24 protein-coding genes are annotated in these 26,904 nt (G+C 65.1%); 9 read left to right on the top strand and 15 right to left on the bottom strand.

Going from position 1 to position 26,904, the window contains the following annotated elements; genetic code table 11:
• Positions 1–23 precede the first annotated feature (23 nt).
• A complete protein-coding gene (locus AC066Y_RS22785) occupies positions 24–1,172 on the bottom strand; it encodes a GGDEF domain-containing protein (RefSeq protein ID WP_478275822.1) in 1,149 nt (382 codons plus the stop codon).
• Positions 1,173–1,589: 417 nt separating this feature from the next.
• Here AC066Y_RS22785 and AC066Y_RS22780 point away from each other — a divergent pair, with 417 nt between their 5' ends.
• The 4 genes from AC066Y_RS22780 to AC066Y_RS22765 all read left to right on the top strand — a co-directional run bounded on the left by AC066Y_RS22780 (position 1,590) and on the right by AC066Y_RS22765 (position 5,634).
• The gene (locus tag AC066Y_RS22780; protein WP_050403323.1) at positions 1,590–2,159 is read left to right on the top strand and encodes a sigma-70 family RNA polymerase sigma factor; all 570 of its coding nucleotides are present in this window, start codon (positions 1,590–1,592) and stop codon (positions 2,157–2,159) included.
• A complete protein-coding gene (locus AC066Y_RS22775) occupies positions 2,159–2,905 on the top strand; it encodes a hypothetical protein (RefSeq protein WP_478275899.1) in 747 nt (248 codons plus the stop codon). Before AC066Y_RS22780 ends, AC066Y_RS22775 begins: the two co-directional genes overlap by 1 nt.
• Positions 2,906–2,942: 37 nt before the next feature.
• Positions 2,943–4,607 carry a S8 family serine peptidase gene (locus AC066Y_RS22770; protein ID WP_478275821.1) on the top strand — a complete coding sequence of 555 codons (1,665 nt, stop codon included), beginning with the start codon at positions 2,943–2,945 and terminating at the stop codon, positions 4,605–4,607.
• A 529-nt stretch (positions 4,608–5,136) separates the two neighbouring features.
• Positions 5,137–5,634, top strand: coding sequence for a TIGR03809 family protein (locus tag AC066Y_RS22765; RefSeq protein ID WP_478275820.1), 498 nt, complete (start codon positions 5,137–5,139; stop codon positions 5,632–5,634).
• 8 nt (positions 5,635–5,642) lie between these two features.
• On the opposite strand, the gene AC066Y_RS22760 is transcribed toward AC066Y_RS22765, so the two are convergent.
• A complete protein-coding gene (locus AC066Y_RS22760; RefSeq protein ID WP_478275819.1) occupies positions 5,643–7,004 on the bottom strand; it encodes a TIGR03808 family TAT-translocated repetitive protein in 1,362 nt (453 codons plus the stop codon).
• A gap of 346 nt (positions 7,005–7,350) precedes the next feature.
• On the opposite strand from AC066Y_RS22760, the gene AC066Y_RS22755 reads away from it, so the two are divergent.
• Positions 7,351–8,679 carry an adenylate/guanylate cyclase domain-containing protein gene (locus tag AC066Y_RS22755; protein WP_478275818.1) on the top strand — a complete coding sequence of 443 codons (1,329 nt, stop codon included), beginning with the start codon at positions 7,351–7,353 and terminating at the stop codon, positions 8,677–8,679.
• A 142-nt stretch (positions 8,680–8,821) separates the two neighbouring features.
• Here the strand turns inward: AC066Y_RS22755 and AC066Y_RS22750 are convergent, their stop codons facing one another.
• Entirely contained in the window at positions 8,822–9,469 is a 648-nt protein-coding gene (locus AC066Y_RS22750) for a pyroglutamyl-peptidase I (protein ID WP_478275817.1), read from the bottom strand.
• The gene (meaB, locus tag AC066Y_RS22745; RefSeq protein ID WP_478275816.1) at positions 9,466–10,458 is read right to left on the bottom strand and encodes a methylmalonyl Co-A mutase-associated GTPase MeaB; all 993 of its coding nucleotides are present in this window, start codon (positions 10,456–10,458) and stop codon (positions 9,466–9,468) included. Before meaB ends, AC066Y_RS22750 begins: the two co-directional genes overlap by 4 nt.
• 157 nt (positions 10,459–10,615) lie before the next feature.
• On the opposite strand from meaB, the gene AC066Y_RS22740 reads away from it, so the two are divergent.
• On the top strand, positions 10,616–11,086 hold the full coding sequence (locus tag AC066Y_RS22740) for an SRPBCC family protein (RefSeq protein WP_478275815.1): 471 nt from the start codon (positions 10,616–10,618) through the stop codon (positions 11,084–11,086).
• Between the two features lie 15 nt (positions 11,087–11,101).
• Here the strand turns inward: AC066Y_RS22740 and AC066Y_RS22735 are convergent, their stop codons facing one another.
• The 9 genes from AC066Y_RS22735 to AC066Y_RS22695 form a co-directional block, all read right to left on the bottom strand.
• Positions 11,102–11,905 (bottom strand): RsiV family protein, encoded by an 804-nt coding sequence (locus AC066Y_RS22735; RefSeq protein WP_478275814.1) that lies wholly within the window; start codon positions 11,903–11,905, stop codon positions 11,102–11,104.
• Between the two features lie 36 nt (positions 11,906–11,941).
• Positions 11,942–14,098, bottom strand: coding sequence for a methylmalonyl-CoA mutase (scpA, locus tag AC066Y_RS22730; RefSeq protein WP_478275813.1), 2,157 nt, complete (start codon positions 14,096–14,098; stop codon positions 11,942–11,944).
• A 12-nt stretch (positions 14,099–14,110) separates the two neighbouring features.
• The gene (locus AC066Y_RS22725; protein WP_478275812.1) at positions 14,111–14,581 is read right to left on the bottom strand and encodes a GFA family protein; all 471 of its coding nucleotides are present in this window, start codon (positions 14,579–14,581) and stop codon (positions 14,111–14,113) included.
• A complete protein-coding gene (locus tag AC066Y_RS22720; protein WP_478275811.1) occupies positions 14,578–16,452 on the bottom strand; it encodes a methylmalonyl-CoA mutase family protein in 1,875 nt (624 codons plus the stop codon). The genes AC066Y_RS22725 and AC066Y_RS22720 overlap by 4 nt, the downstream gene beginning before the upstream one ends.
• 107 nt (positions 16,453–16,559) lie before the next feature.
• Positions 16,560–17,051, bottom strand: a complete 492-nt coding sequence (gene folK, locus AC066Y_RS22715) for a 2-amino-4-hydroxy-6-hydroxymethyldihydropteridine diphosphokinase (protein ID WP_478275810.1) — start codon at positions 17,049–17,051, stop codon at positions 16,560–16,562.
• Between the two features lie 20 nt (positions 17,052–17,071).
• Positions 17,072–17,452, bottom strand: a complete 381-nt coding sequence (gene folB / locus AC066Y_RS22710; protein ID WP_092125171.1) for a dihydroneopterin aldolase — start codon at positions 17,450–17,452, stop codon at positions 17,072–17,074.
• Complete coding sequence (folP, locus tag AC066Y_RS22705; protein WP_478275809.1) at positions 17,449–18,306, bottom strand: dihydropteroate synthase; 858 nt, start codon at positions 18,304–18,306, stop codon at positions 17,449–17,451. The genes folB and folP overlap by 4 nt, the downstream gene beginning before the upstream one ends.
• 98 nt (positions 18,307–18,404) lie before the next feature.
• Entirely contained in the window at positions 18,405–18,812 is a 408-nt protein-coding gene (locus AC066Y_RS22700; protein WP_092125172.1) for a DUF4332 domain-containing protein, read from the bottom strand.
• A gap of 59 nt (positions 18,813–18,871) precedes the next feature.
• Positions 18,872–19,237, bottom strand: a complete 366-nt coding sequence (locus AC066Y_RS22695) for a DUF2267 domain-containing protein (RefSeq protein WP_478275808.1) — start codon at positions 19,235–19,237, stop codon at positions 18,872–18,874.
• 392 nt (positions 19,238–19,629) lie between these two features.
• Between AC066Y_RS22695 and AC066Y_RS22690 the strand changes: the two genes are divergently transcribed.
• From AC066Y_RS22690 to AC066Y_RS22680, 3 genes are read left to right on the top strand one after another with little or no spacing between them, the layout of a single operon-like run.
• Positions 19,630–21,249, top strand: a complete 1,620-nt coding sequence (locus AC066Y_RS22690; protein WP_478275807.1) for a helicase HerA-like domain-containing protein — start codon at positions 19,630–19,632, stop codon at positions 21,247–21,249.
• A 22-nt stretch (positions 21,250–21,271) separates the two neighbouring features.
• Positions 21,272–22,750: a glycosyltransferase family 87 protein gene (locus AC066Y_RS22685; protein ID WP_478275898.1), complete on the top strand. Its 1,479-nt coding sequence runs from the start codon at positions 21,272–21,274 to the stop codon at positions 22,748–22,750.
• Positions 22,641–24,026: a M20/M25/M40 family metallo-hydrolase gene (locus tag AC066Y_RS22680; protein WP_478275897.1), complete on the top strand. Its 1,386-nt coding sequence runs from the start codon at positions 22,641–22,643 to the stop codon at positions 24,024–24,026. Before AC066Y_RS22685 ends, AC066Y_RS22680 begins: the two co-directional genes overlap by 110 nt.
• A gap of 103 nt (positions 24,027–24,129) precedes the next feature.
• Here AC066Y_RS22680 and AC066Y_RS22675 read toward each other — a convergent pair whose 3' ends face one another.
• Positions 24,130–24,909, bottom strand: a complete 780-nt coding sequence (locus AC066Y_RS22675) for a class II aldolase/adducin family protein (RefSeq protein WP_478275806.1) — start codon at positions 24,907–24,909, stop codon at positions 24,130–24,132.
• Positions 24,910–25,078: 169 nt separating this feature from the next.
• Positions 25,079–26,728: a glycosyltransferase family 39 protein gene (locus tag AC066Y_RS22670; RefSeq protein WP_478275805.1), complete on the bottom strand. Its 1,650-nt coding sequence runs from the start codon at positions 26,726–26,728 to the stop codon at positions 25,079–25,081.
• Between the last annotated feature and the right edge of the window lie 176 nt (positions 26,729–26,904).

Below are 26,904 nucleotides of genomic sequence, written 5' to 3'. Positions count from 1 at the left end.
CCGAATAGGGAAATGAAAGGATGTCAGGCACTGGCGATGCGGTTGCGTCCCCTCGCCTTGGCTGCGTAAAGCGCGCCATCGGCGCGGGCGAGTAACGTGTCGGAGTTTTCGTGCGGCTTGAGCGTCGTGACGCCCGCGGAGATCGTCACCTGCATGCCGGGCGAGAATGCGCTCCAGTCGAGACCGGCGATGATCGCGCGCAGCCGCTCGAGCGCGCGCATCGCCTGATCCTGCGACAGGTCGGGCAGCACCAGCAGGAATTCCTCGCCGCCGTAACGGCCGAAGCGATCGATGCTGCGGAGATTGGCGAACATACCGATGGCGAAGGTGCGCAGCGCTTCGTCGCCGATCGGATGGCCGTAGACGTCGTTGATGCGCTTGAAATGGTCGAGGTCGATCAGCGCCACCGCGCAGGAGCTGCCGTTGCGGGCGCAGCGTGCGATCTCCTCCTCGAGCGCGCGCATGATGCTGCGGCGATTGGAGGTGCCGGTCAGCTCGTCGAGCTCGGCGAGCTCCTCGATGCGCCGGTAGGCCTCCTTCAGCTTGACGCCGCTCTGGTACAGCGATTGCTGCATCGAGCTCGAGAAGATGCCGAGATACATGCAGCGCCCGATCGTCAGCGCGAACACCAGCATGGTGGCGAGGCGGTCGATCCTGGTGCCGGCCGGCATCCCGATCGCCTTGTCGGTGCCGAGGAACAGCGCGGCGAGGCCCAGCACCATGATGGTCCAGACGACCGCGGTCTGCCGCGCCGAGGTCCGCAGCGCACCGAAGCCGAACACCACGAACAGGTTGCAGAGGAACAGCACGCCGACTTCCGGCGCGATGTAGGTGAACACCAGCAGGTTCACCATGTTGACGGCCGATTGCGGCGCGACCAGGTAGTGGTCGCGGAAGCGCTCGTGAAAGCCGCGCTCCGAAAGCAGCACATAGATGGCGACGAGGGAGAGGCCGGTCAGGGCATAGCCCGCCGCCACCAGGACCGAGGTGGTGCCGGCATGCGCGTAGATCAGCAGCACCACGGCATCAAGGACGAAGCAGGCGGCGATCATCGATTGGATCTGGCGGCGCTGCCGGGCCCGGCGCGTCAGGCGCTCGCGCGTCAGTCTGGGACGGCCGCTTTCCGATGTACCCGCGATCGGGCTGGGAAGTGACGACGCAGCGCTGCCCATGGTCTCGCCATTGCTGAAATCCGACGAAAATCTAAGTGGGAAAGCCTTTAGGTTTGGTATCTTTTGGAACCGAATCTGCTCCGGTGAAAACCCGGTCACCACCCTTGTTTCGTAAGGGGAATCCGTTCACGGAGGCGGGTCGGAGGCGGTCGGGACGGGGCTTGCGGCGGCGCCCGCTTCGCGACAGCGCTGGCTTGCCGGCAAAGCCTTGGTATGGTCGCGCCGGATGGTGCGAGTCCGCGAGAGTTTCACTATTATGATACCGCTTACCGAGTCTCCGGCGATTTTTGCTCATTGGGATCGTCGACTGTGTCATAGATCACACATGCGGTCAGGACATTGCCGTATTGTGAAGAATCTTGCCTCTCGCGTCGAACCACGCACCATCCCCCTTAGACCAACTTTGCGAGACGGCCATTGAGCGCGACACAGGCGGCTTCAGACGAGGTTCTGATCGCTCGGATCGCTCAAGGCGACCGGCTCGCCATGCAGGTGCTGTACGGACGGCATCATGTCAGGGTGTACCGCTTCGGGCTTCGGCTCGTGCGGGACGAACAGGTGGCGGAGGACCTCATTAGCGAGGTCTTTCTGGACGTGTGGCGTCAGGCGGGCAAATTCGAGGGACGGTCCGCCGTTTCAACCTGGCTTCTGGCGATTACCCGGTTCAAGGCATTGTCTTCGCTGCGGCGAAGGAAAGACGCCGAACTGGACGATGAGGCCGCGAACGCGATCGAGGACACGTCCGACGATCCGGAAACGGCGGTGCAGAAGAAGGACACGGGTGACACGCTGCGCAAGTGCCTGACGGGACTATCGGCGGAACACCGGGAAATTGTCGATCTTGTCTACTATCACGAGAAATCCGTGGAAGACGTCGCAGAGATCGTCGGGATTCCGGAGAACACCGTGAAGACGCGCCTGTTCTATGCGCGCAAGAAACTTGCCGAGTTGCTGAAGGCAGCCGGTGTCGAGCGAGGTTGGCCATGATGGCTGCGAGCAACAAGAAGGTGCAGGGTCAAGATCCTGACGATATCGAGATGCTGCTTCCCTGGCATGCGGCCGGCACGCTGAACGCGCGTGACGCGCGCCGCGTCGAGGACGCACTCGCTTCCGATCCGGAGCTGGCCAGGCAGTATGCCGTCATCCGCGAGGAATATGCCGAGACGATCGGCCTCAACGAGAGCCTCGGTGCGCCGTCTGCGCGTGCTATGCAGAAGCTGTTTGCCGCGATCGATGCCGAGCCGGAGCGCAAGCCGTCGGCGGGCGCGCGCATGTCGGCCTCCGTCTCGGAGTTCTTTTCGAAATTGTCGCCGCGGACGCTGGCCTGGTCGTCCAGCCTCGGTGCGGTCGTGGTGTTGCTGCAGGCCGGCGTAATCGGCGCGGTGCTGATGCGCAGCGAGCCGGCCTCGTTCCAGACCGCATCGCTTGATGCCGCCGAACAACGCAGCGCCCCCAGCGCGCCGAGCGCGGCCGTTGCACCCAGTGCGCCGATCACCCGCGACCTCGGCGCCAGCGTGGCGGCGGCGCCGACGCGGCTGTTGGTGCGCTTCACGCCGGACGCCAGGATCGCCGACATCACGTCGCTGCTCGACAATTACCAGGGCGCGATCCTCGACGGGAAGGGCGGCATGTTCCGCTTGCAGTTCCGCGCGATGGACAAGGACAGCGTCGCGGCGCTGATTGCCCGTTTGCAGAAAGAGAAGATCGTCAGCCTCGCGGTCGAGACGCCGTAAACGGCGGCTGACGGTCCTGCGCCGAGTTGAGGTCACCATGACCGCCAACCGCCGGACCAGATCGACGAACCGAGCGGCCATTGCTGCCGCCGTGTTGTTGCTGGTGTCTGTTGCCGGCTCGGCCGACGCCCAGAATTTCATGCGATCACCGATCGGCGGCAGGCCGCAGCTCTCCATCGGGCCGCGGGTCAATCCCGGTATCGGCAGGGCTGGCGGCGGGCTGGACGGCACGGCTGACCGCACGCCGCTCCACGGTCCGGCGACGTCGTGGACCGGCGATGGACCGCGATCGAGCATGCCGCCGCCCCATGCGCGTGACGCCCCCCGTTTCTCTGCCGATTGCGGCGACGGCGCGCGCCAATGCTCCGGCCGGCCGGTCGCCGTCAACGGTGGCGGCAAGGGCGCTGCGAGGAAGGGCAGGGCTGGCGGTGGCGGCAGCAGCCGCGCGCAGGACGTGGCGGGCGCGCGAACCGTGCCGAACGAACTCGTGGCGGAGATCGACGGCGCATTGACCGAGACCCAGACCGACGCGCTGGCGCGCCGCCATGGCCTGAGGCGGATCGCCTCGCAGAACATCCCGCTGCTGGGCGCTGCGATCGGCCTGTTCCGCACGGCCGGCAATCGCTCCGCCGACGCGGTGGCGCGCGACCTCGCGAGCGACAGCAGCGTCCGCTCGGTGCAGCCGAACTACCGTTACGCGCTGCAGGACCAGAAGCCGGCCGCCGGCGGCAGTGATCCGGCGCAATACGCGCAGACGCAGCTGCATCTGCCCGAGGCGCACAGGCTGGCGCGCGGGATGAACGTCACCATTGCCGTCATCGACTCCGGCATCGATGCCGCCCATCCGGAACTTGCCAACACGGTTGCGGATACGTTCGATGCGCTCGGCAGCAACGACGGTCCGCACGCCCACGGCACCGCCGTCGCCGGCGTGATCGCGGCGCGCGTCAGGCTGAAGGGGAGCGCGCCGGAAGTCCGGATCCTGGCGATCCGCGCCTTCGGCGCGGCCGCCGGCGGCGCCGCGAGCACCTCCTACGTGATCCTCAGGAGCCTCGATTACGCCGTGGCACACGGCGCGCAGATCGTGAACATGAGCTTTGCCGGACCGAACGACGCACTTGTCGCGCGCGCCGTGGCCGCCGCCGCGGCGAGGAACGTCGTGCTGGTTGCCGCGGCCGGCAATGCCGGCCCGAAATCGCCGCCGCTGTATCCAGCGGCCCATCCCGACGTGATTGCGGTGAGCGGCATCGATGCCGGCGAGCGGCTGATGGCGGTCTCGAACCGCGGCAGCTACGTCGCGTTGGCGGCGCCGGGTGCCGATATCCTCATGCCGGTGCCGGACGGCAAGTACCAGCTGATGTCGGGCACCTCCTTTTCCGCCGCGTTCGTCAGCGGCATCACAGCGTTGGTGCTGGAACGCAATCCGGCATTGAAGCCCGCCGAGGTACGCAAGATCCTGACCGGCACGGCCCGCGATCTCGGGGCACCCGGACGTGACGATCTGTTCGGGGCAGGCGAGGCGGACGCGCTTGCTGCGGTGATGGCGGCGACCAGCGCGCCCGTCGCGGCCACCGTGGACAAACCGTCGCAGCCTGCACAGGCAGCGGGCGGCAATAACACTTCTGTGAGCCGCGCGTTGAATGAACCCGCGCCGTCGATCGCATCGGACGATTCCGCGGCAAATCACCGTGCTGCGCAGTGATTTCGGCGCCGGGGCGCCTGCAACGGTGCGATGGAACCGGGCGGCGAAAAGGTTAAAAAAATCGCCGGCGATTTGAACGTCCGCCGTCCTCTCACGACTTATGTGTGTGGGAGCGGTTTATCCCTCCCCGGCTGTATCAGGCGCGAGCGCCCATCCACCCCAAGCGCCCATATGGCTTTGACCCGTCCGGTTGTCCCCCCGGACGGGTCTTTCATTTTGGGGGCTACCTCGTATGACGGACTGGCCGGACGTGATCGCGGCGGGATGCGCGCGACGGCCGCGGCTGTTTGCTGTGGATCGTTCGGCTGCGCAGCGATCGGGAGCGATGCACATCGCCACCACGCAAGTCGATGACTTGACGATGGTTCGGGCAACAAACTCCGTAGTCGAGCGGACTTCCTTCATCGCCCGTCCGCGATTAAGAATTTAGTTAGACTTTATTTACCTTTTCCACAGAATATCAGCGTCGCGTCCAGTTGATTCGGTTCGGTTGCGTCTGCGTCCGTTTCTTTCCCTGCGGGCAAGTTGAATGACACATCGGACCGACGTGGCCAGAGGCCAGGAGATCGTTGCACGCTGGTGCAACCTTGCCGAGCAAAGGCTGGAGCACCTCAACGAGCTGTTCGAAACCGGGCGCTGGCGTCGCTATCACAGCGAGCAGGCCTTTCTCGAGAACATCAGGGAAGCACGGGCCGCAGTCGACATCTGGCGCGAATTGCTGACCCGCGAAGCTTCCCTCGACAATTCGCCGGTCGATCTGTCCTGGCTCGGACGCGGCAAGTCGAAGCTGCCGCCGCCGCGCGATCTTTCGTCGGCGCAGCAGCGCCGCTCGGAGACTGCGACATTGGCGGAGGCCGCGATGACCGCGGTCGCGGCCGCGATGGAAACGGCGGCCGAGGTCCTCGAGCAGCCGCCCGTTGCGGCCGACGCACCGCCGCTGGAGATGCCCCCTCCGGTCATGCCGCCGCCGGTGCTCGATCTCGACACCATCCAGCGGCGCTATCCGCTGCTGCGCAACGCGCTCTAGGCCGAAGGTTAGCGCCGCACCGCGTTGGCGCCGACCACGAGGTGCGCATATTGCTGGGCGCCACCCACTGACAGGTCGGTGGTAACAGGGCGGGCGTGGTCGAGCCCGACCACCGCGCCGCCCGGGGTTTCCGAGATCATGTTGTTGTTGATCAGCGCGGTGCCGGCGCCCGGCACCACCGAGACGCCGATCCCGACGAACGCCTTGCGCACGACATTGCCTGAGATCGCGACGTCGCGCAGATACTTGCCCCAACCGGCGACGATGCCGAAGGTCGGCGCATTCTCGATCACATTGCCGGTGACGGCGCTGTCGGCCTCCACATAGATGCCGATGCCGGCGCCGTCGTTCGGGTCGGTGCCAACAGGGCGCTTCGGCAGCAAATTGCGGATGATGTTGCCCTGGACCACCGCGATGCGGCCGCCTTCGTTGAAATTGCACACGGAGACGCCGATCGCGGCGCCGTCGACGGTATTGTTGGCGATGACCGCGGCCTCGAACGCGAACTCCGAATAGAGCGCGACCTCGCGGACATTGCTGACGCTGTTGTCGGTGATGTGGATGTTGGAGGCCGAATTGCCGCGCACCGCCGAGAAGTCGCAATTGCTGATGCGGTTGCCGCGCACGATCACGTTGCCGGCGCGGAAGGCGTTGATGGCGTTGCCGTACTGCCCGGAGCCGCCGGGACCGGCCTTGATGTCCTCGATGCGGTTGTCGGCGACGATCGAGCCGTCATCGCCGATCGCGGTGCGCAGGATCTCGATGCCGTTGTCGTTGGTGCCCTTGATGGTGTTGCGGGAGACGATGAGGCCGAGCGCGTCGAACGACACCAGCGCCGTTGACGCGATGCCGGTGAAGACGTTGTTGCTGACGTCGCCCGACATCTGCTCGAACCAGATGCCGCAGCCGCCGCTGCCGGTGAACTGGCAATCGGTGATGCGGATGTCGCGGCCGGACAGGCAATGCACGAGGCCGCGCCGCGCCGGCAGCGGAACGTTGCCGCCGTCGAAGGCAAGGCCCATCAGGACGATGCCGCCAGCGCCTTCGCCTTCCAGCAGCGAGGCGCCGCCGTTGAACGCGAGCCGGCTGGCGCCGCGGACGCCAATCAGCTGGCTGCCGGGCGCAAGCCGCAACAGGCCGGTGCGGTAGATGCCGGGCGGGAACGCCAGCGGCACCTGCGCGCGTGCGGCGTCATCGATCGCGCGCTGCAAATTACGGGTCTGGTCGTCGGGGCTGCCGGGACGGACGCCATATTGCGTGACGTCGCGGCCGAGCGAGCCGGCAGACTGCGCGGCGCGCGCCGCATCCGGCGACATCGCAAGCGCGCCGGCGGCGGAGGCTCCGATCAGATGGCGGCGGTTGACGTCCATGGGCACAGCCCTCGCAAATAGTCGCGAGCGGTGACGTTCGCGCCCGAGTGGTAGCGCGAAATGCGGCGCGGCACGGTGAACATGCCGACGCAGTAGGGCGATTGTTGGCGGTAGGGTTAACCTCCGGTGCAGCCGATTCACACTGTCAAACAGCTCGTTCGGTGTCATTACCCGCGCATGCGGGTGATCCAGTATTCCGGAGTCCGCAGTCAAGGTGCGGATTAATAGCATTTTCTCCAAAGCAGACCTGCGTCGTGTGCTAATGTTTCTTATTTCGTATTCGCAATTGCCACGAAAAGCTTTTCGATCGTCTAGGCTTCAACACGTCGCGGTACTGGAGTTGGACATGGCCGATTTCATTATGCCCCAGACGCAATATGCGCGCAGTGGCGATGTCAGTATTGCCTATCAGGTGACCGGGGACGGGCCGATCGACCTTCTGATCGTGCCTGGCTCGATCTCTCACCTTGAGGTTGTGCATGAGTTGCCGTGCATAAGCAACAACACGCAGCGGTTAGGACGCTTCGCCCGGATCATAAGCTTCGACAAACGCGGTCAGGGACTGTCCGATCGTGTGTCTGGCGTGCCGTCGTTGGAAGAGCGAATGGACGACGTTCGCGCCGTGCTCGATGCGGTAGGATCCCGCAAGACGGTCTTGTTGGGCATGTCGGAAGGCTGTCCCATGAGCGTCCTCTTTTCGGCCACGCATCCAGATCGTGTTTCCCACCTGGTTTTGGTCGGGGGCTTCGTGCGCGCCGGTTACTCGATCCCCGCGGCCCAGTTCGAGGCGTTTGCTGACAGGGCTGTTGCAAACTGGGGCTCGGGGCAGATGATGAAACACGTTGTCGGGCTGGCGGACGCTTCCCAAGAGCAGCTCGCAGCGCTCGGCAAGTTCGAGCGGATGAGTTGCAGCCCCGGTGCCTTCAAGGCGATCATGGTGATGAACCGACTGATCGACGTAACGCCGGTGTTGCAAAGCGTGCGCGTCCCAACTCTCGTGCTGCACAGCCAGGCCGATGCCGTGGTGCCCGTGTCGGAGGGACGGAAGCTGGGGGCTGCAATACCTGGCGCGAGATACATCGAATACGAGGGTCTTCCGCACGGTGTCTTCCTTACGGCCGGATGCGAACGAGTGATCGGCGACATCGAGGAGTTTGTCACCGGTCACCGTCCTGAGGCAGGAGAGGATGTCGATCGTGTCCTGGCTACCGTCCTGTTCACGGACATCGTCAACTCCACGACGAAAGCCATCGAGGTTGGTGATCGCCGCTGGCACGAACTGCTTGATTCTCATGACCGCTTGGCAGCACAGGTCGTCGAGAGGCATCGGGGGAAGCTAGTGAAGAATACCGGCGATGGAATCTTGGCGACGTTCGATGGACCTGGACGCGGCGTTCGCTGTGCCCTCGCACTGGGCGAAGCTGCGCGCCAGCTCGGGTTGCCGCTACGCGCCGGACTGCACACCGGCGAGATTGAGGTGCGCGGCCGGGACGTCGGCGGAATAGCGGTCCACGTCGCCGCTCGCGTGATGGGGCGGTCCGATGCAAATGAAGTGCTCGTATCGCGCGTCGTGACCGACCTGGTCGCAGGAGCCGGATTGAAATTTGCGGAGCGCGGCTCGTTCGATCTCAAGGGCATCCCGGGGGCTTGGGATTTGTTCGCTGCTGTCCAGTAGGCCGGGCCTCTCCAACGGCAGGCTCTGTTGGCCAAACCCGGACCTTCGACGATTGCTTGTGCCCGTTGTTAGGGCATCAGCCTTCTACGGTGCCGAGATACGCGGCGCTTCTGTTTGAGAGGACTCGTCCAACCAGCATCGCTCACGCGCGCGCGGCCTGCCGGGTCAGCTTCACCAGCTCCAGCAGCATGGCTTCGCCGGCATCGACCAGCGCTTCCAGCGTGATGGATGATTTGCCTGTTGCGGCCGTGCCGTCATGGGCGAGCGGCGGAACATGGACGAATTGTGCGAGGTGCAGGCCGTTGTCGTCGTTGACGGCCTCGATCGCGCGCCAGCTCAGATAGTTGCAGAGATAGCTGCCGGCATCGCGCGACATCCGTGCATCGATGCCGGTCACCAGCGCGGCACGCCGCAGCTTTTCGCTGTGCCGCCCGAACACCTGCGCATCGGCGCCGCTCTCGATCGATCCCTTGCGCGCATGCTGGCCGCCGGCATCGGGAAAGCGCGTCGTCACCGCATTGCGGGCGCGGCTTTCGATCCGCAGATGTGCGCTGCGGCCGGCGAGGCCGAACATCAGGAGCGCCTGCGGGCGATGTCGTGCGATCAGCTCGGGCAATTCGCGATCGACGGCCGCGTAGGTGACGTCGAAGATGTGGCCCGTCAGCGCGACGTTGTCGACAGCCGGCCGGCGCAGCCCGGTCAGCCGCTTGACCAGCGGCATGGTCGGGTTGAACGGCGCACCCGGGAACGGCCCGAAGCCGGTGACGAGGATGCGCAGTTTGCCGCTCAATGCAGCATCTCCGCGATCTGCTCGGCGGCGACCGCGGGCGAGATGCGGCCGCCGGCGACCTCGGCCTCCATCTTCTTGACCTTGGCGCGGATCGCAGCGTCGCTGCGCAGCCGCGCCATCATCCGGCCTTCCAGCATCGACCACATCCACTTCACCTGCTGCTCGCGGCGGCGGGCTTCGAATTCGCCCGAGGCGTTCATCGCGGTGCGATGGTCGAGGATCTTCTGCCAGAGCCGGTCGAGCCCGGCGCCGGTCAGCGCCGAATAAGTCTCGACCGGCGGATGCCAGTACTCGGAGCGCGGCGCCAGGATGTGCAGCGCGCTGCGATAGTCGGCGGCGGCGAGATTGGCGCGCTTGAGGTTGTCGCCGTCGGCCTTGTTGATCGCGATCATGTCGGCGAGCTCGACGAGGCCCTTCTTGATGCCCTGCAACTCGTCGCCGGCGCCCGGCAGCATCAGCGCCAGGAAGAAGTCGGTCATGTCGCAAACCGCGGTCTCGGACTGCCCGATGCCGACGGTCTCGACCAGCACAACGTCGAAGCCGGCGGCCTCGCACAACAGCATCGCCTCGCGGGTCTTCGCCGCGACGCCGCCGAGCGTGCCCGAGGACGGCGAGGGGCGGATGAAGGCCTGGTCGGAGACGGCGAGCCGCGCCATCCGCGTCTTGTCGCCGAGGATCGAGCCGCCGGTGCGCGCCGAGGACGGATCGACCGCGAGCACCGCGACCTTGTGGCCGCGCTCGATCAGGAGCATGCCGAGCGCATCGATGGTGGTCGACTTGCCGACGCCGGGCGAGCCGGTGATGCCGACCCGCACCGCCTTGCCGGTGTCGGGCAGCAGCGCCTGCACCAGCTCCCGCGCCGCCGCCTGATGATCGCCGCGCCGGCTCTCCACCAGCGTGATTGCCCGCGCCAGCGCGGCGCGGTGGCCGGCGCGGAGCTGCTTGGCGAGGGCGTGGATGTCGGGAGAGGCGGGCTTCGGCGAGGTCATGGCCTTGGTTTACAACGGCTGCCGGTTGCAGGCGAGGGCGGAGTCCGCACTCGTCCCCGATCAATCGCGAGATCGGAAATCGGGTGGGCGCGCCCGCTGCCATGCGGTTGATCAGGGCCCGTTCCGCATCACTGCGGATCGACATCCGGAGCCTGCCATGACCCGAGCCTATTACAGCACCGTTCTCGACCACCCGCTCGATACCGTGTGGTCGCTGATCCGCGACTTCAACAATTATCCCGCCTATATCGAGGGCGTCAGCGAAAGCGTGATCGAGGACGACAAGCGCGGCGACCAGGTCGGTGCGATCAGGCGCTTCTGCTATCTCGGGCTCTGGGTCAGGCAACGCCTTGCCGGCCACTCGGACACGCAGCATTCGCTGACCTATGCCAGCATCGAGCCGCTGCCGTTTCTGGCGGATGCCGGTTCGGACGCGCCGCAGCCGACGCATTACGAGGGCACGATGCATCTGCTGCCGGTCGTCGAAGGCAACCGCACCTTCATCGAATGGTCGATCAAGCTCGACACGGCGCCCGGTGACGCCGATCGCTGGCACAGCCAGTTCCAGGCGTGGATCCCGGATTGGACCGGCTCTCTGGTCAGAGCGCTGGCGCGTCAGCCGGGCTGAGGCCTGCTGAAGCAGCTATTGTTGCTGATCGTCGGCGTCGGCCTTCGGCCGTGCGCCGGCGAAGATCTTCGCGCCTTCCGCCGTCAGATAAGGCTTCAGCGCCTCCCACGGCACGAAGACGACATACTGGCCTTCGGCATAGGGGCCGACGGCGTAGGGCGGGTAGTGAAAGGTGAGGCCGGAACTTTTGCCTGAAACGGTCGATGGCGCCAGCGTCACGGCGCCGATCTTGAGCAAGGACGGCTTCAGCTCCTTGTACCACTCGGCGGTTGCGGTCTCGCCGGCGCCGCGCCGCTTCTTCTCGGCATTCAGTGCCGAGACGACGGCCTTGCGCATCGCCGTCAGGGTCGGGCCGTTGTCGGCTGTCTCGGTGAAGAAGGGACGGATGCTGATGCGCTTCTTCGCCGTCGTATCCCACAGGATGGTGTTGACGTCGGTGTTCGGATGCGCGCCGAGCGTGTCCATGTAATCGTCGCGCAGCACGCTGACATAGCGGCCGTCGACGACGGAGCGCACCGAATATTTGCGCTTGGATGAATAGCCACCGCGGTCTTTGAAAAGCTCAGGCTCGTCCTTGCGCGCGGAAGCCGCCTCGACGGCGTTGTTGTCGGTCCACTTCCGGCCTTCGGCGAGGCAATCGGCCGCCAGCGCTGCGTCCGCCTTGATCTTGTCGTCGAGATAGACGTTGGCCTCGATGCTCGCATTCTTGATCGTGGCGTCGGGCTTGGGGTCGGCGGCGCGCGCGGAAAGGCAGAGGCAAGCCAGCAGGCCGGCAAGACCCATGATGCGGGCAGGCGTCGGGAAGCGAGCGGCGCGCATGGAAAGCTCCGAGCAAGGGAGGCGAAGGCGGCAGCGTCACTCCGCCGCCGCGCTATGGCCGAGCCGGGCGTTGAGCTTGTGGATCAGCTCCTCGGCGGCGTCGGAGATCACGGTGCCTGGCGGGAAGATCGCTTCGGCGCCCGCGGCATAGAGCGCATCGTAATCCTGCGGCGGCACCACGCCGCCGATGATGATCATGATGTCCTCGCGGCCGTGCTTCTTCAGTGCCGCCTTCAATTCCGGAACCGCGGTGAGATGGGCTGCTGCGAGCGAGGAGACGCCGAGAATGTGGACGTCGTTCTCGACCGCCTGCCGCGCGGCTTCGTCGGCGGTTGCGAACAGCGGTCCGATATCGACGTCGAAGCCAACATCGGCGAAGGCGGATGCGATCACCTTCTGGCCGCGATCATGGCCGTCCTGGCCGATTTTTGCCACCAGGATGCGCGGGCGGCGGCCTTCGGCTTCCTCGAAGGCGTCGATCAGCGCCTGCACCTTTTCGACCTTGTTGGACATGGCCGCTGCCTCTCGCTTGTAGACGCCGGTGATGGACTTGATCTCGGCGCGGTGCCGGCCGAATACCTTTTCCATCGCGTCTGAAATCTCGCCGACGGTGGCCTTGGCGCGCGCGGCGTCGATCGCCAGCGCCAGCAGATTGCCGTTGCCTTCGCCGGCCGAGCGGGTCAGCTCGGCCAGTGCCGCATCGACGTCCTTCTGGTTGCGCTCCTTCCTGAGCCGCGCCAGCTTGTCGATCTGCAGCCGCCGCACGGTGGAGTTCTCCACCTTCAAGACGTCGATCGGCCTCTCGTTCTCCGGCCTGAACTTGTTGACGCCGATCACCGCCTGGCGGCCGGCATCGATCCGCGCCTGGGTCTTGGCGGAGGCTTCCTCGATCCGCAGCTTCGGCACGCCGGCCTCGATCGCCTTGGCCATGCCGCCCAGTTCCTCGACCTCCTGGATGTGACCCCAGGCCTTTGCCGCGAGATCCCGGGTCAGCCGCTCGACATAGTACGAGCCGCCCCAGGGATCGATGATGCGGTTGGTGCCGCTCTCCTGCTGCAGGAACAGCTGGGTGTTGCGGGCAATGCGCGCCGAGAAATCGGTCGGCAGCGCCAGCGCCTCGTCGAGCGCATTGGTGTGCAGCGACTGGGTATGGCCTTGCGTTGCCGCCATCGCCTCGATCGTGGTGCGCATCACATTGTTGAACACGTCCTGCGCCGTCAGCGACCAGCCCGAGGTCTGGCAATGCGTGCGCAAGCTGAGCGAGCGCGGATCCTTCGGGTTGAACTGCTTCAGCAACTTGGCCCACAGCAGCCGCGCGGCGCGCATCTTGGCGACTTCCATGAAGAAGTTCATGCCGATCGCCCAGAAGAAAGAGAGGCGAGGAGCAAAACGATCGACGTCGAGACCCGCGGCCAATCCGGCACGCAGATATTCGACGCCGTCGGCCAGCGTATAGGCGAGCTCGAGGTCCTGCGTCGCGCCGGCTTCCTGCATGTGATAGCCGGAAATTGAAATGGAATTGTATTTCGGCATCCGCTGCGAGGTGTAGGCGAAGATGTCCGAGATGATCCGCATCGAGGGCGCCGGCGGATAGATGTAGGTGTTGCGCACCATAAACTCTTTCAGAATGTCGTTCTGAATGGTGCCCGACAGCTTCTCCGGCGGCACGCCCTGTTCCTCGGCGGCGGCGACGAACAGCGCGAGGATCGGCAGCACCGCGCCGTTCATGGTCATCGACACGCTCATCTGGTCGAGCGGGATGCCGGCGAACAGCGTGCGCATGTCGTAGATGGAATCGATCGCCACACCGGCCATGCCGACGTCGCCGGAGACGCGCGGATGATCCGAGTCATAGCCGCGGTGGGTGGCGAGGTCGAACGCGACCGACAGGCCCTTCTGGCCGGCCGCGAGGTTGCGGCGATAGAAGGCGTTGGAATCCTCCGCCGTGGAGAAGCCGGCATATTGCCGGATGGTCCAGGGCTGGTTGACATACATGGTCGGGTAGGGGCCGCGCAGATAGGGCGCGATGCCGGGCCAGGTCTCGAGGAAGTCGATGCCTTCGAGGTCGGCCTCGCTGTAGACGGACTTCACCGGGATGCCCTCGGGCGTCAGCCACGGCTCGGCGCTCGCGGCGGGCGCCGCGGTGGCGACGGGCTGGAAGGCAACATCGGCGAAATTGGGAATGCGGGTCATTCCTTGGCTTCCTTAGTCATGGTCCGGATGCTGATGGCTGACGATGGTCGCCATCTTCTCCGGTCCGTAATTCTGCATCGTGGTCTGGCTCGGCAGATTGGCGATGCCGACCACCCAGCCTTGGCGGGACTCGGTTCCGAATTGCTGCGTCGGGATCACCCGGTCGGGCCGGTCGAAGGCGCCGGTCATGATCTCGATACGGGGACCGTCGATCCGCCGGAAGCTGAGCGGCGTGCCGCAGGCGGCACAGAAGTCGCGCTCGGCGATCGAGGAGGATTTGAACGCCGCCGGCCTCCCCCGGGTCCAGGCGAAATCCTCTTTGTTGATGTCGGCGAAAGAGGCGAACGGCGCACCGGAGGCCTTTTGGCACATCCGGCAGTGACAGATGCTGACGCGGTTCGGTGCCGCGGACACCGCAAAGCGCACGGCGCCGCACTGGCAACCGCCGGTCAGAACGGGTTTCGCTGGTGTCTCTGCCGTCATGCCTGCTCCATCCGCCGATAGGCGTCGCGCAATGTCGCCAGCGCATCACCGCCGGCAAAGACGAACTCACCGATGCCGGCCGCCCGCAGCGCCGCTTCCTGGTCGCCGGGCCGCCCTGCCAGATAGATATGCCTTGCTCCGGCGCCGTGAAGGGCCTTGGCGGCCTCAGCGGCGCTAACGGCAAAGACCTTATCAGAGGAACAAAGGCACGCCATCGCGGCGCCCGAGGCCTTGAAGGCCGCGGCAAGCGCTGCCGCGTCGGCAAAGCCCTCGCTGTCGATGGCTTCGATCCCGCCGGTCTCGAAGAAGCTTTTTGCAAATGTCGCGCGGACCGTGAAATCCGCCGGCGTGCCGAGATTGGCGAGGAAGATCTTGGGCCGTGCGCCACGCGCCTTCAGCGCGGCGTCGGATTTGTCACGCAGCGCCTCGAACGGTTCGGCGAGCCGCATCGGCGCAAGGGCATCGAAGCTGACCTTGGCACCGGCGGTGGACACCGGCGCGGCCGGTTTCACATCCAGCACCGCGAGGTTGGTCTCGTGGAGGTTGGGGAATTCGCTGGCGCCGGTCAGCACGTCGCGCCGCTTCGCCACATTGGCTTCGCGCTGCGCCCGCGTCGCGGCGACCTTCTTTTGCAGCAGCCCCTGCTCGAGCGCGGTGAAGACGCCGCCGGCCTTCTCGATCTCCTGGAACAGCGTCCACGCCGCCTCGCAGAGTTGCGCGGTCAGCGTCTCGATGCCGCCTGAGCCTGCCGCGGGATCGGAGACCTTGGCAAGGTTGGACTCCTCAAGCAGCACGAGCTGCGTGTTGCGCGCCACGCGGCGGGCGAAATCGTCCGGCAGGCCGAGCGCCAGCGTATGCGGCAGCACGGTGATCGCATTGGCGCCGCCGAGTCCGGCGGCAAAGGTCGCGATCGTCGCGCGCAGCATGTTCACGTTGGGGTCGCGCTGGGTCAGCATCCGCCAGGCGGTCTGCGCATTGACGAAGATCGGCTTCGGCATAAGGCCGCAGGCCTCTTCGATCCTTGCCCACAGGCGGCGCAGCGCGCGGAATTTCGCCATCGTCAGGAACTGGTCGGCATCGGCGCTGAGCCGGAACGACACGGCTGCGCGCGCCGCATCGAGGTCGAGCCCTGCGGCTTCCAGCATGCGCAGATAGGCGAGCGCGGTCGCGAGCGTGAAGGCGAGTTCCTGCACCTCTGATCCGCCGGCATCATGCACCGGCCGGCCATCCGCCAGCACGAACGGGCCCTTGAAGCCGCGCTTGATCAGGCCGTTGACGACCTGGCCGAACGGCTTTGCGTAGTCGGCCCAGCTGGCTGCCGCCGCACCGCGCACGGCCATCGTGCCGAGCGCCTGGTAATTGAAATGCAGGTCGAGCTTGGCCGGATCGAGCTTGCGGGCCTCGACCATGTCGGCAAACGTCTCGCCGGCGTTCTCGCGTCCGATCACCGGGTTGAGCGCGATCATGATGCCGGCGTCGAGATGGACGCCGCCACAGGCCCGCGCCAGCGTCTTCTTGCTGGCATCGGAAAGACCGAAGCCGCGCGCGCCGGGACCGCCGGCGAACTCGAATTCGAGCCCGGTCGCTCCGTTCTCGAGATCCTGCAGCGCCTGCGCATTGGCCGCTGCGGCGTCGGGATGATCGACCCGCTGCAGGATCTGCCAGGGGGTGGCGGCGGCACGGCCGGGAAGCGGGCTTGAGTTGGTCGCGCGGCGATAGATCGGATCGATCCTCAGGCCATCATAGGTCTTGCCGACCAGCTTCTCGAACGGCGCGCCCTTGAGCACGCCGTCGACCAGCTTCCGCCAGTCGTCATAGGTCGCAGGTGCAAAATCCGAAGCCAGAGCCAAATCGTCAGTCGAGGTCGTCATCCGCCCAAATCGTCCTTCATCGGCCCCGCGAGGGCGCCCCGTGATTTGGCCGGAAATTGCCACGGGCGGGCGGCCAAGCCAAACGGTTGTTTGCGGTCGCGCGGCTTTTAATCAAGGTCCGCTAGACGGAAAATACCGTTCGTCGAGACCCCAGCCAGCGCATCCGCGACGCGGCGCCCGGCGATGACGCGGTCGGGAACGATCTCGGCCAGCGGCACCAGTACGAAGGCGCGCTCGAACAAACGCGGGTGCGGCAGCGTCAGTTCCGGCTTGTCGAGTGTGATGTCGTCATAGGCGATCAGGTCGAGGTCGAGGGTGCGCGGTCCCCAGCGCTGCTCGTTCCTGCGGTCGCGGCCGAATTTGCTTTCGATCTTGTGCAGCGTGAACAGCAGCGCGTGCGGATCGAGGCTGGTGTCGATCTCGATGCAGGCATTGATGAAGCTGTCCTGCTGCGCTTCGCCCCAGGGCGGCGTCGAGTAGTCCGACGAGCGCGCCACGAGCGCGGCCTGCGTCATGCCGCAGATATTGGCGATCGCCTTGCGAAACGTCGTGCGGACGTCGCCGACATTGCCGCCGAGTGCGATCAGGACGTCAGCCATCAGCGTTCAACCTTGGGCGTTCAACTCTGTGACGGCGGATGCCGCGAGCGGGTCAGCACCACGCCGACATCGTCGAAGATCGCGGCGATCGGCGCATGCGGCTTGTGCACGGTGACCTTGACTGCCCTGACGCGCGGGAAGGTGGTCAGGATGTCATCGGCCACCGCGCCGGCGGCGCGCTCCAGCAGCTTGTAATTGGTGTTCTTGAATGCCGATGTCGCGGTCGCCACCACGTTGGAATAGGACACCGTGTCGGAGAGGCGGTCGGTGCGCGAGGATTCCGAGAGGTCGGTATAGAGCTCGAGGTCGATGACGAACCGCTGCCCGACTTCGGTCTCATGTTCCATCACGCCATGGCGGGCATGGATGACGATCCCGGTGATGAAGATCGTGTCGGTCATTGCTGTCCCTCGATTGCCGCGGCCACCCGCAGCGCCTGAACGGTTTCCGCGACGTCGTGTGCACGGATGATGCGGGCGCCATTCCGCGCGGCGATCAGATGCGCCGCGATCGAGCCGCCGATCCGCTGTTGCGGCTCCGAGGCCACGATCGTGCTGATGAAGCGCTTGCGTGAGGCGCCGACCAGCACCGGCAGGCGGAACGCGTTGAGCTCGGCAAGCCGCGCCAGCGCGATCATGCTCTGCTCCGGGGTCTTGCCGAAGCCGATGCCGGGATCGAGCACGATCCGGTCGGGCGCAATGCCGGCGCGCGCCGCGATCTCGAGCGAGCGTTCAAAGAAGGCCGTGATGTCCTGCATGATGTCGATCGCCGGATCGGCCTGCTCGCGATTGTGCATGATGATCACGGGCACGCCGCGCGCGGCGACGAGCGGCGCCATGCCGGCATCGCGCTGCAGGCCCCAGACATCATTGGCGATCGCAGCACCCTGGTCGAGCGCCCAGGCCACGACCTCCGACTTCATGCTGTCGATCGAGACCGGCACGCCGAGCGCGACCACCTCGGCCAGCACCGGCTTCAGCCGCGCCATTTCGGCCTCGGCGATGACCGGCTGCGAGCCGTAGGGGCGGGTGGATTCCGCGCCGATGTCGATGATGTCGGCGCCTTCAGTGATCAGCCTGCGGGCCTGCGCCAGCGCCTGTTCGGGCGCGATGAACTGGCCGCCGTCGGAGAACGAGTCCGGCGTCACGTTCAGGATACCCATCACCGCTGGATAGGGCCTCGACAGCAGTGCCGGCAGCACCGCCGATACGGCCGGGCCGGTCACCGCCGGTGCTATGGGCCTGGTTGCCATCATGCGGTGGCTTTGCGCTGACCGCAGCGGCAAGTCAAGGTGTCGCCGCGATGCGCGGCGCCGGCGGCCGCGGGTGCGGTTAAGGCTGCCTAATAGTGATGCTAATAGGTGATTTTGAGCGGCAGCTTGCGTGCCTGTTCGATCAGCAACTCGACCGATTTCTCTGACGGCATCACGCGGACGAGCTTACGCCGCACATTGGCGTCCTTCATGCTCTGCGCCAGCCGCGACGGGTTGCGCTGCGCGAGCTCGCGCACGGTGGTGACGCCGGCGGCGCGGACCAGCCCGACCTTCGCCTTGCCCATGCCGGGAATCCGCATGTAGTCGGAGATGTTGGCCCATTCGAGCAATTGCTGTTCGCTGATCCCGGTCTTGGCGGCGAGCGCCTTGCGTCCCTTGACGGTGCGGGCGGCTTCAAGCAGCGCGTCGGTCGTGCGGATACCCTGCGATTTCAGTTTGGTGGCGCAATAGGCGGACAGGCCTTCGATCTCGGAGAGGGGGTATGTCATGATACTCGTATGCAGGTAACAGGTAGAAGGGAGCGCGCGCAGGGCCGATGGAAAGTGCTTCAGGCAAACTGGCTGAGGCCCGGCGTCCCCGAGATGATCTCGCCCATTTGATCCGCTCCGATTTTGTCGCGGCCGAACCTGAAAAGTTCACGCGCGACGTTCTGAATTTCACCCATGCTCAGGCCAAGCGCCATCAGCCGGGTGCCGACAGCCATCAGGCCGCCGCCCATCAACCGCGATAGGCCACCGCTGTTGTTGGAGGCGGCAATTGCCGCTTCGGCGCCGGGGATTTGGTCGATCAGAGCCTGAACTTTGTCGGAAGGTCCCTCGTTACGGAGGAAACCCAGAACGATGCCGATGGTTTTCTCAGCGACAGTGCCATCGATGCCGGCCTTCGCGGCCAGCTGTCCAACCAATTCGTCCATCTTGCCCCGCCTCAACCGGACTTTGCCGGGTCGTTCTTGAAGATTTATCTTGAGCGCCTGTGTCACGAAATACAAGCGATCCGCGCATTTCAGTTCGTTTTCTTTTTCGATCGCGTCGTGACTGTGGCCTCGCTGCAAGAGTGAGCGGCGGATTCACACCATCTTGTCGCAATGCGCAATGCCTTTCGTCACTTCGCCGGGAATAAAATATGAGGAACCACTGGCGCGACAATATACGCCAGCTTGCGCTGATGGTTTCAATCGACCGGCAAGATGCAATATGATGGCGCTGGTTCGGTATCGAACCGGGTTCGAGGTTTCGAACCGGGTTCGACGTATCGAACCGGGTGAGATGATCGAAACGATCTAAATCTGCGCGAAGAGGCGAAGCGATGGCGACCTCGGACAATAAATTGGCCGATACCGACGAAAAGATTTTTATCGGCAAGGGTGAGGAGACAGCCTGGCTGACGCTGGCGCTGGCCAACCGGCATGGCCTCGTCACCGGTGCAACCGGAACCGGCAAGACCGTCTCGCTTCAAGTGATGGCTGAAGGATTTGCGCGCGCCGGCGTTCCGGTTTTCGCCGCCGACATCAAGGGCGATCTCTCCGGTATCTCCGAGGTCGGCGAGGCCAAGGACTTCATTGTGAAGCGCGCCCAGGAGATGGGCTTGACCTTCCAGCCCGATCAATTCTCGACCGTGTTCTGGGACGTGTTTGGCGAGCAGGGCCATCCGGTGCGCGCCACCGTCACCGAGATGGGACCGCTGTTGCTGTCGCGGATGCTCGATCTGAACGACGTGCAGGAGGGCGTGCTCAACGTTGCCTTCCGCGTCGCCGACGAGAACGGCCTCGCGCTGATCGACATGAAGGATCTGCGCGCCCTGCTGGATGCGATCGCCCCCGACGGCAGCAAGAAGGGCGCCGACGACGGCGAAGATCCGTTGGCGTCGATCCGCAAGGCCGCGCAGAGCTACGGCAACGTGTCCAAGGCGACGGTCGGAACGATCCAGCGCCAGCTGCTGGTGCTCGAGAACCAGGGCGGCGCGAAGTTCTTCGGCGAGCCCGCGCTGACGCTGAAGGATTTCATGCGGACCGACCGCGACGGCCGCGGCATGGTTAATATCCTCGTCGCCGACAAGCTGATGCAGAGCCCGCGGCTTTACGCCACGTTCCTGCTCTGGATGCTCTCGGAATTGTTCGAGGAATTGCCGGAGGCCGGCGACCTGCCGAAGCCGAAGCTGGTATTCTTCTTCGACGAAGCGCATCTGTTGTTCACCGATGCGCCGAAGGCGCTCATGGACAAAATCGAACAGGTGGTGCGGCTGATCCGCTCCAAGGGCGTCGGTGTCTATTTCGTCACGCAGAATCCGATCGACGTACCGGACAAGGTGCTGGCGCAGCTCGGCAACCGCGTGCAGCACGCGCTGCGCGCCTTCACGCCGCGCGACCAGAAGGCGGTTGCCGCGGCCGCGCAGACCTTCCGGCCCAATCCGAAGCTCGATACTGCGCGGGTGATCATGGAGCTCGCCAAGGGCGAGGCGCTGGTCTCGTTCCTCGAGGGCGGCGGCACGCCGGCGATGGTCGAGCGCGTCATGGTGCGCCCGCCGTCGGCGCGGATCGGGCCGATCACGCCGGAAGAGCGCAAGGCGATCATGGATGCGAGCCCGGTGAAGGGCAAATACGACACCGCGATCGACGCCGAATCCGCCTACGAGATCATCCAGAAGCGTCTCGCCGGCACGGCGACGCCGGCCGACGGTGCGCCCGGCGAAGGCGGCGGCATCCTCGGCCAGCTCGGAGCCATTGCCGCCACGATCTTCGGCACCAACGTCAAGCGCGGCCGCATGTCGACCGGGCAGGTGATCGCGCGCAACGTCACGCGCTCCGTCACCGACAAGGTGATCGGCGGCGTGGCGGCCGATCTCGGCAAGTCGGTGGGAGGATCGGTCGGGGGATCGATTGGCCGCGCTCTCGTGCGCGGCGCGCTCGGAGGATTGCTGCGCAGATAATATTAGAGCTATCATCCCAGCATTGTCGTCATCTGATTGGAACGAACATTTGCTGAGATATCCTTCGCTGAAGGCGCCGTTTCATCTGTTGTTTTTGGTCTGCTGCATCGGGCTGACAGCAGACGTTCTGGTCCCGGAGATTTGGGGACACGGCAAGACGAAGGATTATCCATTGTGGTTCTGGGCCGGACAGCAAGTGCTGCATGGTCACAGCCTCTATCCCGCCGATGCCTCCGGCTATTTCGAGTTCATCTACCCGCCGTTACCGGCGGTGTTCCTCGCGATTCCGGCGTTCTTCGGCAAGATCCCGCTTTACTTGTGCCTTTCCCTGCTCAACGCCGCCGCGTGGTGGATGGTTGCGCAGTTCTCGCACGCGATGGCGGGATCGGGTCGCGAGCCGGGGCCCTGGCTTGAGGCGCTGCCGGGCTGCCTCATGGTGACCTTCGTCATCGATATCTTCGACCTTGGGCAGCCGAATCTGATCCTGCTTGCGATGATGCTCTATGGCTTCTGGCTGTTGCGGAGCGGGCGGTCGTGGCTTGCGGGCGGCATGTTTGCCCTGGCGGCCGCAATCAAGGTGTTCCCGATTGCGGTATTGCCCTATCTCGTCTGGCGCAGGCGCTGGGGCGCGATCGCCGGCATGACTGCATTTCTGGTCTTCTTCCTGTTCGTCCTGCCGGCGCCATTCCGTGGCTTTCAGCACAACGCTGCTGAATTGAAGACCTGGTACCACGGCATGGTTGGGGCGAGTTCGGCCGAGGGGTTTGGCCAGCGGGCCGAGCAGAACTGGTCGTCAGTAAACCAGTCGATCATCGCAGTATCGCATCGGCTGCTGCGGCCGCTGAACTACAATCAGGACGATCCGAGCAAGCCGCCGCGTTACATGAACCTCGTCGATCTCGACTTCGCGACGGCGAACTGGGTCATCGTCGCGGTGAGCATCCTGATCGGGCTTGGCTACATCTGGGTCATGCCGCCGGCCTGGTTGCGGACCGAAAAGTCGGACGCGGAGGAGATCGGCATCCTGTTCTGTCTGATGACGGTGGCTTCGCCATTGGCACGCGAATACTACTTCGTGTGGTTGTTCTTCCCGATCACGGTCTTGATGCATCGTGCCGTTTATCATCCGCGGCCAAAGGTTCGGACCGGAACCTGGGTCGTGGTTGCGGTCGTTTGTGCCCTGCTCGGGCTCTCGTTGCCGTGGTATCCGACCGCGCTGCAGGCCTATGGCAATAATCTTGTTGCGGCCTTTGTGCTGATCGCGGGCCTGGTCTGGCACATCCGCAAGTCTTCCGGCAAGGAAAGTGGGGAAGCTTTGCCTCCGGCGGCCGGCGCGCTACAACTTGGCGCAATGTCCAACCAATGGGATATAAGCGATGTCCAACGCCAAGCTGCAGCCCGTCCTCGACCGCATCGACGCCGATTTCGACAACAGTCTCGAGCGGCTGTTCACGCTGCTGCGGATCAAATCGATCTCGGCCGATCCGGCCTTCGCCAATGACTGCAAGGCGGCTGCCGATCACCTCGCCAAGGATATCGCAACCCTCGGCTTCAAGACCGAGGTGCGGCCGACCGCCGGCCATCCGGCCGTGGTCGGCAAGCTGAACGGTGCGACCGACGGCCGCCCGCACGTGCTGTTCTACGGCCACTATGACGTGCAGCCGGTCGATCCCCTGAATCTCTGGCACCGTCCGCCGTTCGAGCCCGTGGTGACCGACCATGCCGACGGGCGCAAGATCATCGTCGCGCGCGGCGCCGAGGACGACAAGGGACAGTTGATGACCTTCGTCGAGGCGTGCCGCGCCTGGAAGAATGTGACGGGATCGCTGCCGATCGACATCACCATCATTATCGAGGGTGAGGAGGAGATCGGCTCGAAGAATTTCGTGCCATTCCTGGAAGCGAACAAGGCCGAGCTCAAGGCGGACTTCGCGCTGGTCTGCGACACCGGCATGTGGGATCCGAACACGCCGGCGATCACGACGTCGCTGCGCGGCCTGGTCTATGATGAGGTCAAGATCAAGGCCGCCAATCGCGATCTGCATTCCGGCGTGTTCGGCGGCGGCGCGCAGAATCCGATCCGCGTGCTGACGCGGATCCTCGGCGGCCTGCATGACGAGAACGGCCACATCACCATCCCCGGCTTCTATGACGGCGTGAAGGATCTGCCGCCGGACATCCTGGCGCAGTGGAAGCAGCTCAATCTGACGGCAGACAGCTTCCTCAAGCCGATCGGCCTGTCGGTGCCGGCCGGCGAGAAGGATCGGCTCCTGATCGAGCAGGTCTCCTCGCGGCCGACCTGCGACATCAACGGCATTGTCGGCGGCTATACCGGCGAAGGCTCGAAGACGGTGATCCCGGCGGAGGCGTCGGCGAAGGTCTCATTCCGGCTGGTCGAGGGACAGGACCCCGAGAAGATCCGCCAGGCGTTCCGCGATTATGTGAAGGCGCGCGTGCCGGCGGATTGCAAGGCCGAATTCATCGATCATTCCTCCGCGCCGGCGATCGCGCTCGACTGGAACATGAAGCCGCTGGCGGCCGCCCGCCGCGCGCTGACCGACGAATGGGGCAAGGAGGCGCTGCTGGTCGGCTCCGGCGCCTCGATCCCGATCGTCGCCGACTTCAAGCGCACGCTCGGCCTCGACAGCGTGCTGGTCGGCTTCGGGCTCGACGACGACAACATCCATTCGCCGAACGAGAAGTACGACCTCAAGAGCTACCACAAGGGCATCCGCTCTTGGGCGCGGATCCTGGCGGCGTTCGCCGACACCAAGTAGTGCGACGGGCCGAACGCGAAAACGCCGCCCGGAATTGGGCGGCGTTTTGATTCATGTCGTGTAGAGGGTGTTGGCGGCTAGCTTACCCGAAGATTGTGAAATTTCAATCACGGTAGCCGGGATTGACGCGGTCGAGCTTGCGCAGCAGCGGCGGCCAGACCAGCTGGGTCGAGCGCAGCTCGGCGCGATCGGGGTTCGACAGCAGCTCGGTGTTCTTGTCGATCGCGTGCTGGTCGACCGGATAGGCGTTTCCGCCGAGCGCGCGGGTCGCCACCTGCATCGAGCAGGCGCGCTCCAGATGGTACATCCGCTCGAAGGCGGAGGCGACCGAGCGGCCGACAGTCAGCGTGCCGTGATTGCGCAGCAGCATGTGGTTCTTGGTGCCGAGATCGCGCTGCAGGCGCGGGCGCTCGTCGTGGTCGAGCGCGATGCCTTCATAGTCGTGATAGGCGAGGTCGTGGGTGACGAGCTGCGCGGTCTGGTTCAGCGGCAGCAACCCATCAGGGCCGCTCGACACTGCGGTGCCGTCGACCGTGTGCAGATGGAGCACGCAGCCGGCGTCGTCGCGCACCTCGTGGATCGCCGAATGGATGGTGAAGCCGGCCGGGTTGATGCTGTAGTCGCTCTTCGAGAGCTGGTTGCCGTCGAGGTCGACCTTGACCAGGCTCGAGGCGGTGATCTCGTCGAACATCAGCCCGTAGGGGTTGATCAGGAAGTGATGCTCGGGTCCGGGCACCCGGGCGGAGATGTGGGTATCGACCAGATCGTCCCAACCATAGAGTGCCACAAGCCGGTAGCAGGCGGCGAGATTGATCCGCTGCTCCCATTCCGCCGCGCTGATATCCGACGGGACTTCCTTCAGGCGCGCTTCCGCTGGCGACATGGCCGATTGCTCCGTTGATGGCTGTTTCCTGGGTCGAACCTAGCGTCGGCGCCGGATCGCGGCAAGGCAGCGTAACGGCGTGACAGTCATGTCAGCGTACGACGGCTCGCCCACGATCTGGAAGATCATGCTTCAGAAGTGGGCAGAAGCGCAACAGACGTGCTTTGCGTTACGGCGCCGGGATCGCCAGCAGGCTCGAGATGCTGCGGCCGCGGATATCATAGACGCGGGCGAACACGACGTCGTCGCGCTTGATCTCGACCATCACAGGGGCGGCCAGGCCCTTGCAGTAGAACTCGCCGAGCGTCATCGCGAAGTCGGCGGCATGGCTGTCCCAGCCGATCGTGAAGTCGGGCCCGAGCGCGACCTGCGCGGGGCGCTGCGGTCCGCAGACGGCGACCTTCCATTTGCGGTGCTGCGGCGGCACTTCCTGCCGCTCCGCCAGCTGCTCGCGCAGCCCGTCGGATGCCTGCTTCAGCGCCAGGCCCCAATAGTCGAGCATGAAGAAATTGTCGGCGGTTCGCACCGTGCCGGCGATGTGGTTGAAGTGCGTATACTGATACGGATGCAGGCGGATCATTTCGCTGAGCGGCAGCAGCAGGCCGAACGCGAACACGGCGAGCGCCGCAGGCTGCCAGGCGCGGCGGTTCTCGCCGAGCCAGTCCATGCCGCGGGCGAAGGCGACGCCGCCAAGCACCGCCATCGGCGGGATCACGAAGATGAAGTGGCGAATGCCGTTGTAGAGCGCCGGCCGCTTCACCATTGCGATCACCAGCGGCAGCGTTGCCGCCAGCGTCAGCATCAGCATGACCGACTTGCGCTTCGCCGCCACATCGGTACGCGACAGCGACATGAAGGTGGTGATGACGGCCGCGCTCAGCAGCACCAGCAGCACCTCGGGAAGCTGCAGCGCGAACAGCGTCGGCAAATAGGACCACGGCATGTCCGGCACCGAGACCAGCGCGCCGTCGAACATTTCCTTCCATGGCTTCTCGAAGAAGTGCGAGAAATAGGTCACCGCTTCCAGCGGATGCCCGGGCTCCATGATCGACCACGGCCAGATCAGGCCCATCACGAGATAGCCCAGCACGAGCCCCGGCAGCAGCACATAGATGGCATGGGCAAAGCGATGGGTCGCCTCGCGCGGGCCCTGCTTGCGGAATTCCTCGATCCAGAGCGGGATGAAGCCCACCACGGCGTAGATCAGGGCGAGGCCGCCAAGGACGCGGCAGCCGATCGACAGGCCGGCCCCGAGGCCGACGATCAGGATCGTGCGCGGCGAGGGCGCCGGATATTCCTCGATCAGGCGGACGAGGCCCATGATCAGGACCACCATCGCCACGGCGAACGGTGCATCCTTCGGATTCATGAACATGTGACCGTAGAAGGTCGGGCACAGCGCGAGCAGCAGCAGGGCCGCCAGTCCTGCCAGCGGGCCACCGACGCGGCGCGCCAGGCGCCAGGTTATGGCAAGCCCGATCACGCCGACGATCGCGCCGAGCAGGCGGCGCGTCTCGAACAATTCGAGCGGGATGACCTTGTGCAGCAGGGCTGCGGCCATATCGAAGCCGCCGCCGTACATATAGAGATTGGCGAACGAGAGCGCGCCGGTGTCCTTGAACCCGGACCCGTACATGCGCAGCAGGAGGTCGGCGTATTCAGCGTGGGTGTAGTCGTCCCAGCCCAGACCGTAGTCGCGGAATGTGAGGCCGGCGACCACGGCGACCACGCCGAGGACGAGGAATGCGAGATCGTCGCAGGTCTTCTCCACCGAGCGCCGTGCAGGCGCCTCGAGGGCAGACGTCGTAATCGATGACATAGCTAGTGATACCGGCGTGCCTGTGGCCCAGTTTGGCGCTTTAGGGCCTCATTCCCCGGCATCCATAGCGCAGTTCCGTTTCCGAGTAATTGGTAATTGTGGCGTAATTTCCCAGATGCATTGCAATATATTGGCAGCAATTCGTAGCCAGTAAATCTACGGGAGACGGGGCCTGC

Source organism: Bradyrhizobium sp. USDA3010 (assembly GCF_056429065.1).
This window is presented reverse-complemented; position numbering and strand designations above follow the sequence as displayed.

Excerpts from the sequence above, each read along its gene's own strand:
- AC066Y_RS22785 (WP_478275822.1), bottom strand. The coding sequence starts at position 1,172 with ATGGGCAGCGCTGCGTCGTCACTTCCCAGCCCGATCGCGGGTACATCG.
- AC066Y_RS22775 (WP_478275899.1), top strand. The coding sequence starts at position 2,159 with ATGGCTGCGAGCAACAAGAAGGTGCAGGGTCAAGATCCTGACGATATC.
- AC066Y_RS22770 (WP_478275821.1), top strand. The coding sequence starts at position 2,943 with ATGACCGCCAACCGCCGGACCAGATCGACGAACCGAGCGGCCATTGCT.
- AC066Y_RS22765 (WP_478275820.1), top strand. The coding sequence starts at position 5,137 with ATGACACATCGGACCGACGTGGCCAGAGGCCAGGAGATCGTTGCACGC.
- AC066Y_RS22760 (WP_478275819.1), bottom strand. The coding sequence starts at position 7,004 with ATGGACGTCAACCGCCGCCATCTGATCGGAGCCTCCGCCGCCGGCGCG.
- AC066Y_RS22755 (WP_478275818.1), top strand. The coding sequence starts at position 7,351 with ATGGCCGATTTCATTATGCCCCAGACGCAATATGCGCGCAGTGGCGAT.
- meaB (WP_478275816.1), bottom strand. The coding sequence starts at position 10,458 with ATGACCTCGCCGAAGCCCGCCTCTCCCGACATCCACGCCCTCGCCAAG.
- AC066Y_RS22740 (WP_478275815.1), top strand. The coding sequence starts at position 10,616 with ATGACCCGAGCCTATTACAGCACCGTTCTCGACCACCCGCTCGATACC.
- AC066Y_RS22735 (WP_478275814.1), bottom strand. The coding sequence starts at position 11,905 with ATGCGCGCCGCTCGCTTCCCGACGCCTGCCCGCATCATGGGTCTTGCC.
- scpA (WP_478275813.1), bottom strand. The coding sequence starts at position 14,098 with ATGACCCGCATTCCCAATTTCGCCGATGTTGCCTTCCAGCCCGTCGCC.
- AC066Y_RS22725 (WP_478275812.1), bottom strand. The coding sequence starts at position 14,581 with ATGACGGCAGAGACACCAGCGAAACCCGTTCTGACCGGCGGTTGCCAG.
- AC066Y_RS22720 (WP_478275811.1), bottom strand. The coding sequence starts at position 16,452 with ATGACGACCTCGACTGACGATTTGGCTCTGGCTTCGGATTTTGCACCT.
- folK (WP_478275810.1), bottom strand. The coding sequence starts at position 17,051 with ATGGCTGACGTCCTGATCGCACTCGGCGGCAATGTCGGCGACGTCCGC.
- folB (WP_092125171.1), bottom strand. The coding sequence starts at position 17,452 with ATGACCGACACGATCTTCATCACCGGGATCGTCATCCATGCCCGCCAT.
- folP (WP_478275809.1), bottom strand. The coding sequence starts at position 18,306 with ATGATGGCAACCAGGCCCATAGCACCGGCGGTGACCGGCCCGGCCGTA.
- AC066Y_RS22700 (WP_092125172.1), bottom strand. The coding sequence starts at position 18,812 with ATGACATACCCCCTCTCCGAGATCGAAGGCCTGTCCGCCTATTGCGCC.
- AC066Y_RS22695 (WP_478275808.1), bottom strand. The coding sequence starts at position 19,237 with ATGGACGAATTGGTTGGACAGCTGGCCGCGAAGGCCGGCATCGATGGC.
- AC066Y_RS22690 (WP_478275807.1), top strand. The coding sequence starts at position 19,630 with ATGGCGACCTCGGACAATAAATTGGCCGATACCGACGAAAAGATTTTT.
- AC066Y_RS22675 (WP_478275806.1), bottom strand. The coding sequence starts at position 24,909 with ATGTCGCCAGCGGAAGCGCGCCTGAAGGAAGTCCCGTCGGATATCAGC.
- AC066Y_RS22670 (WP_478275805.1), bottom strand. The coding sequence starts at position 26,728 with ATGTCATCGATTACGACGTCTGCCCTCGAGGCGCCTGCACGGCGCTCG.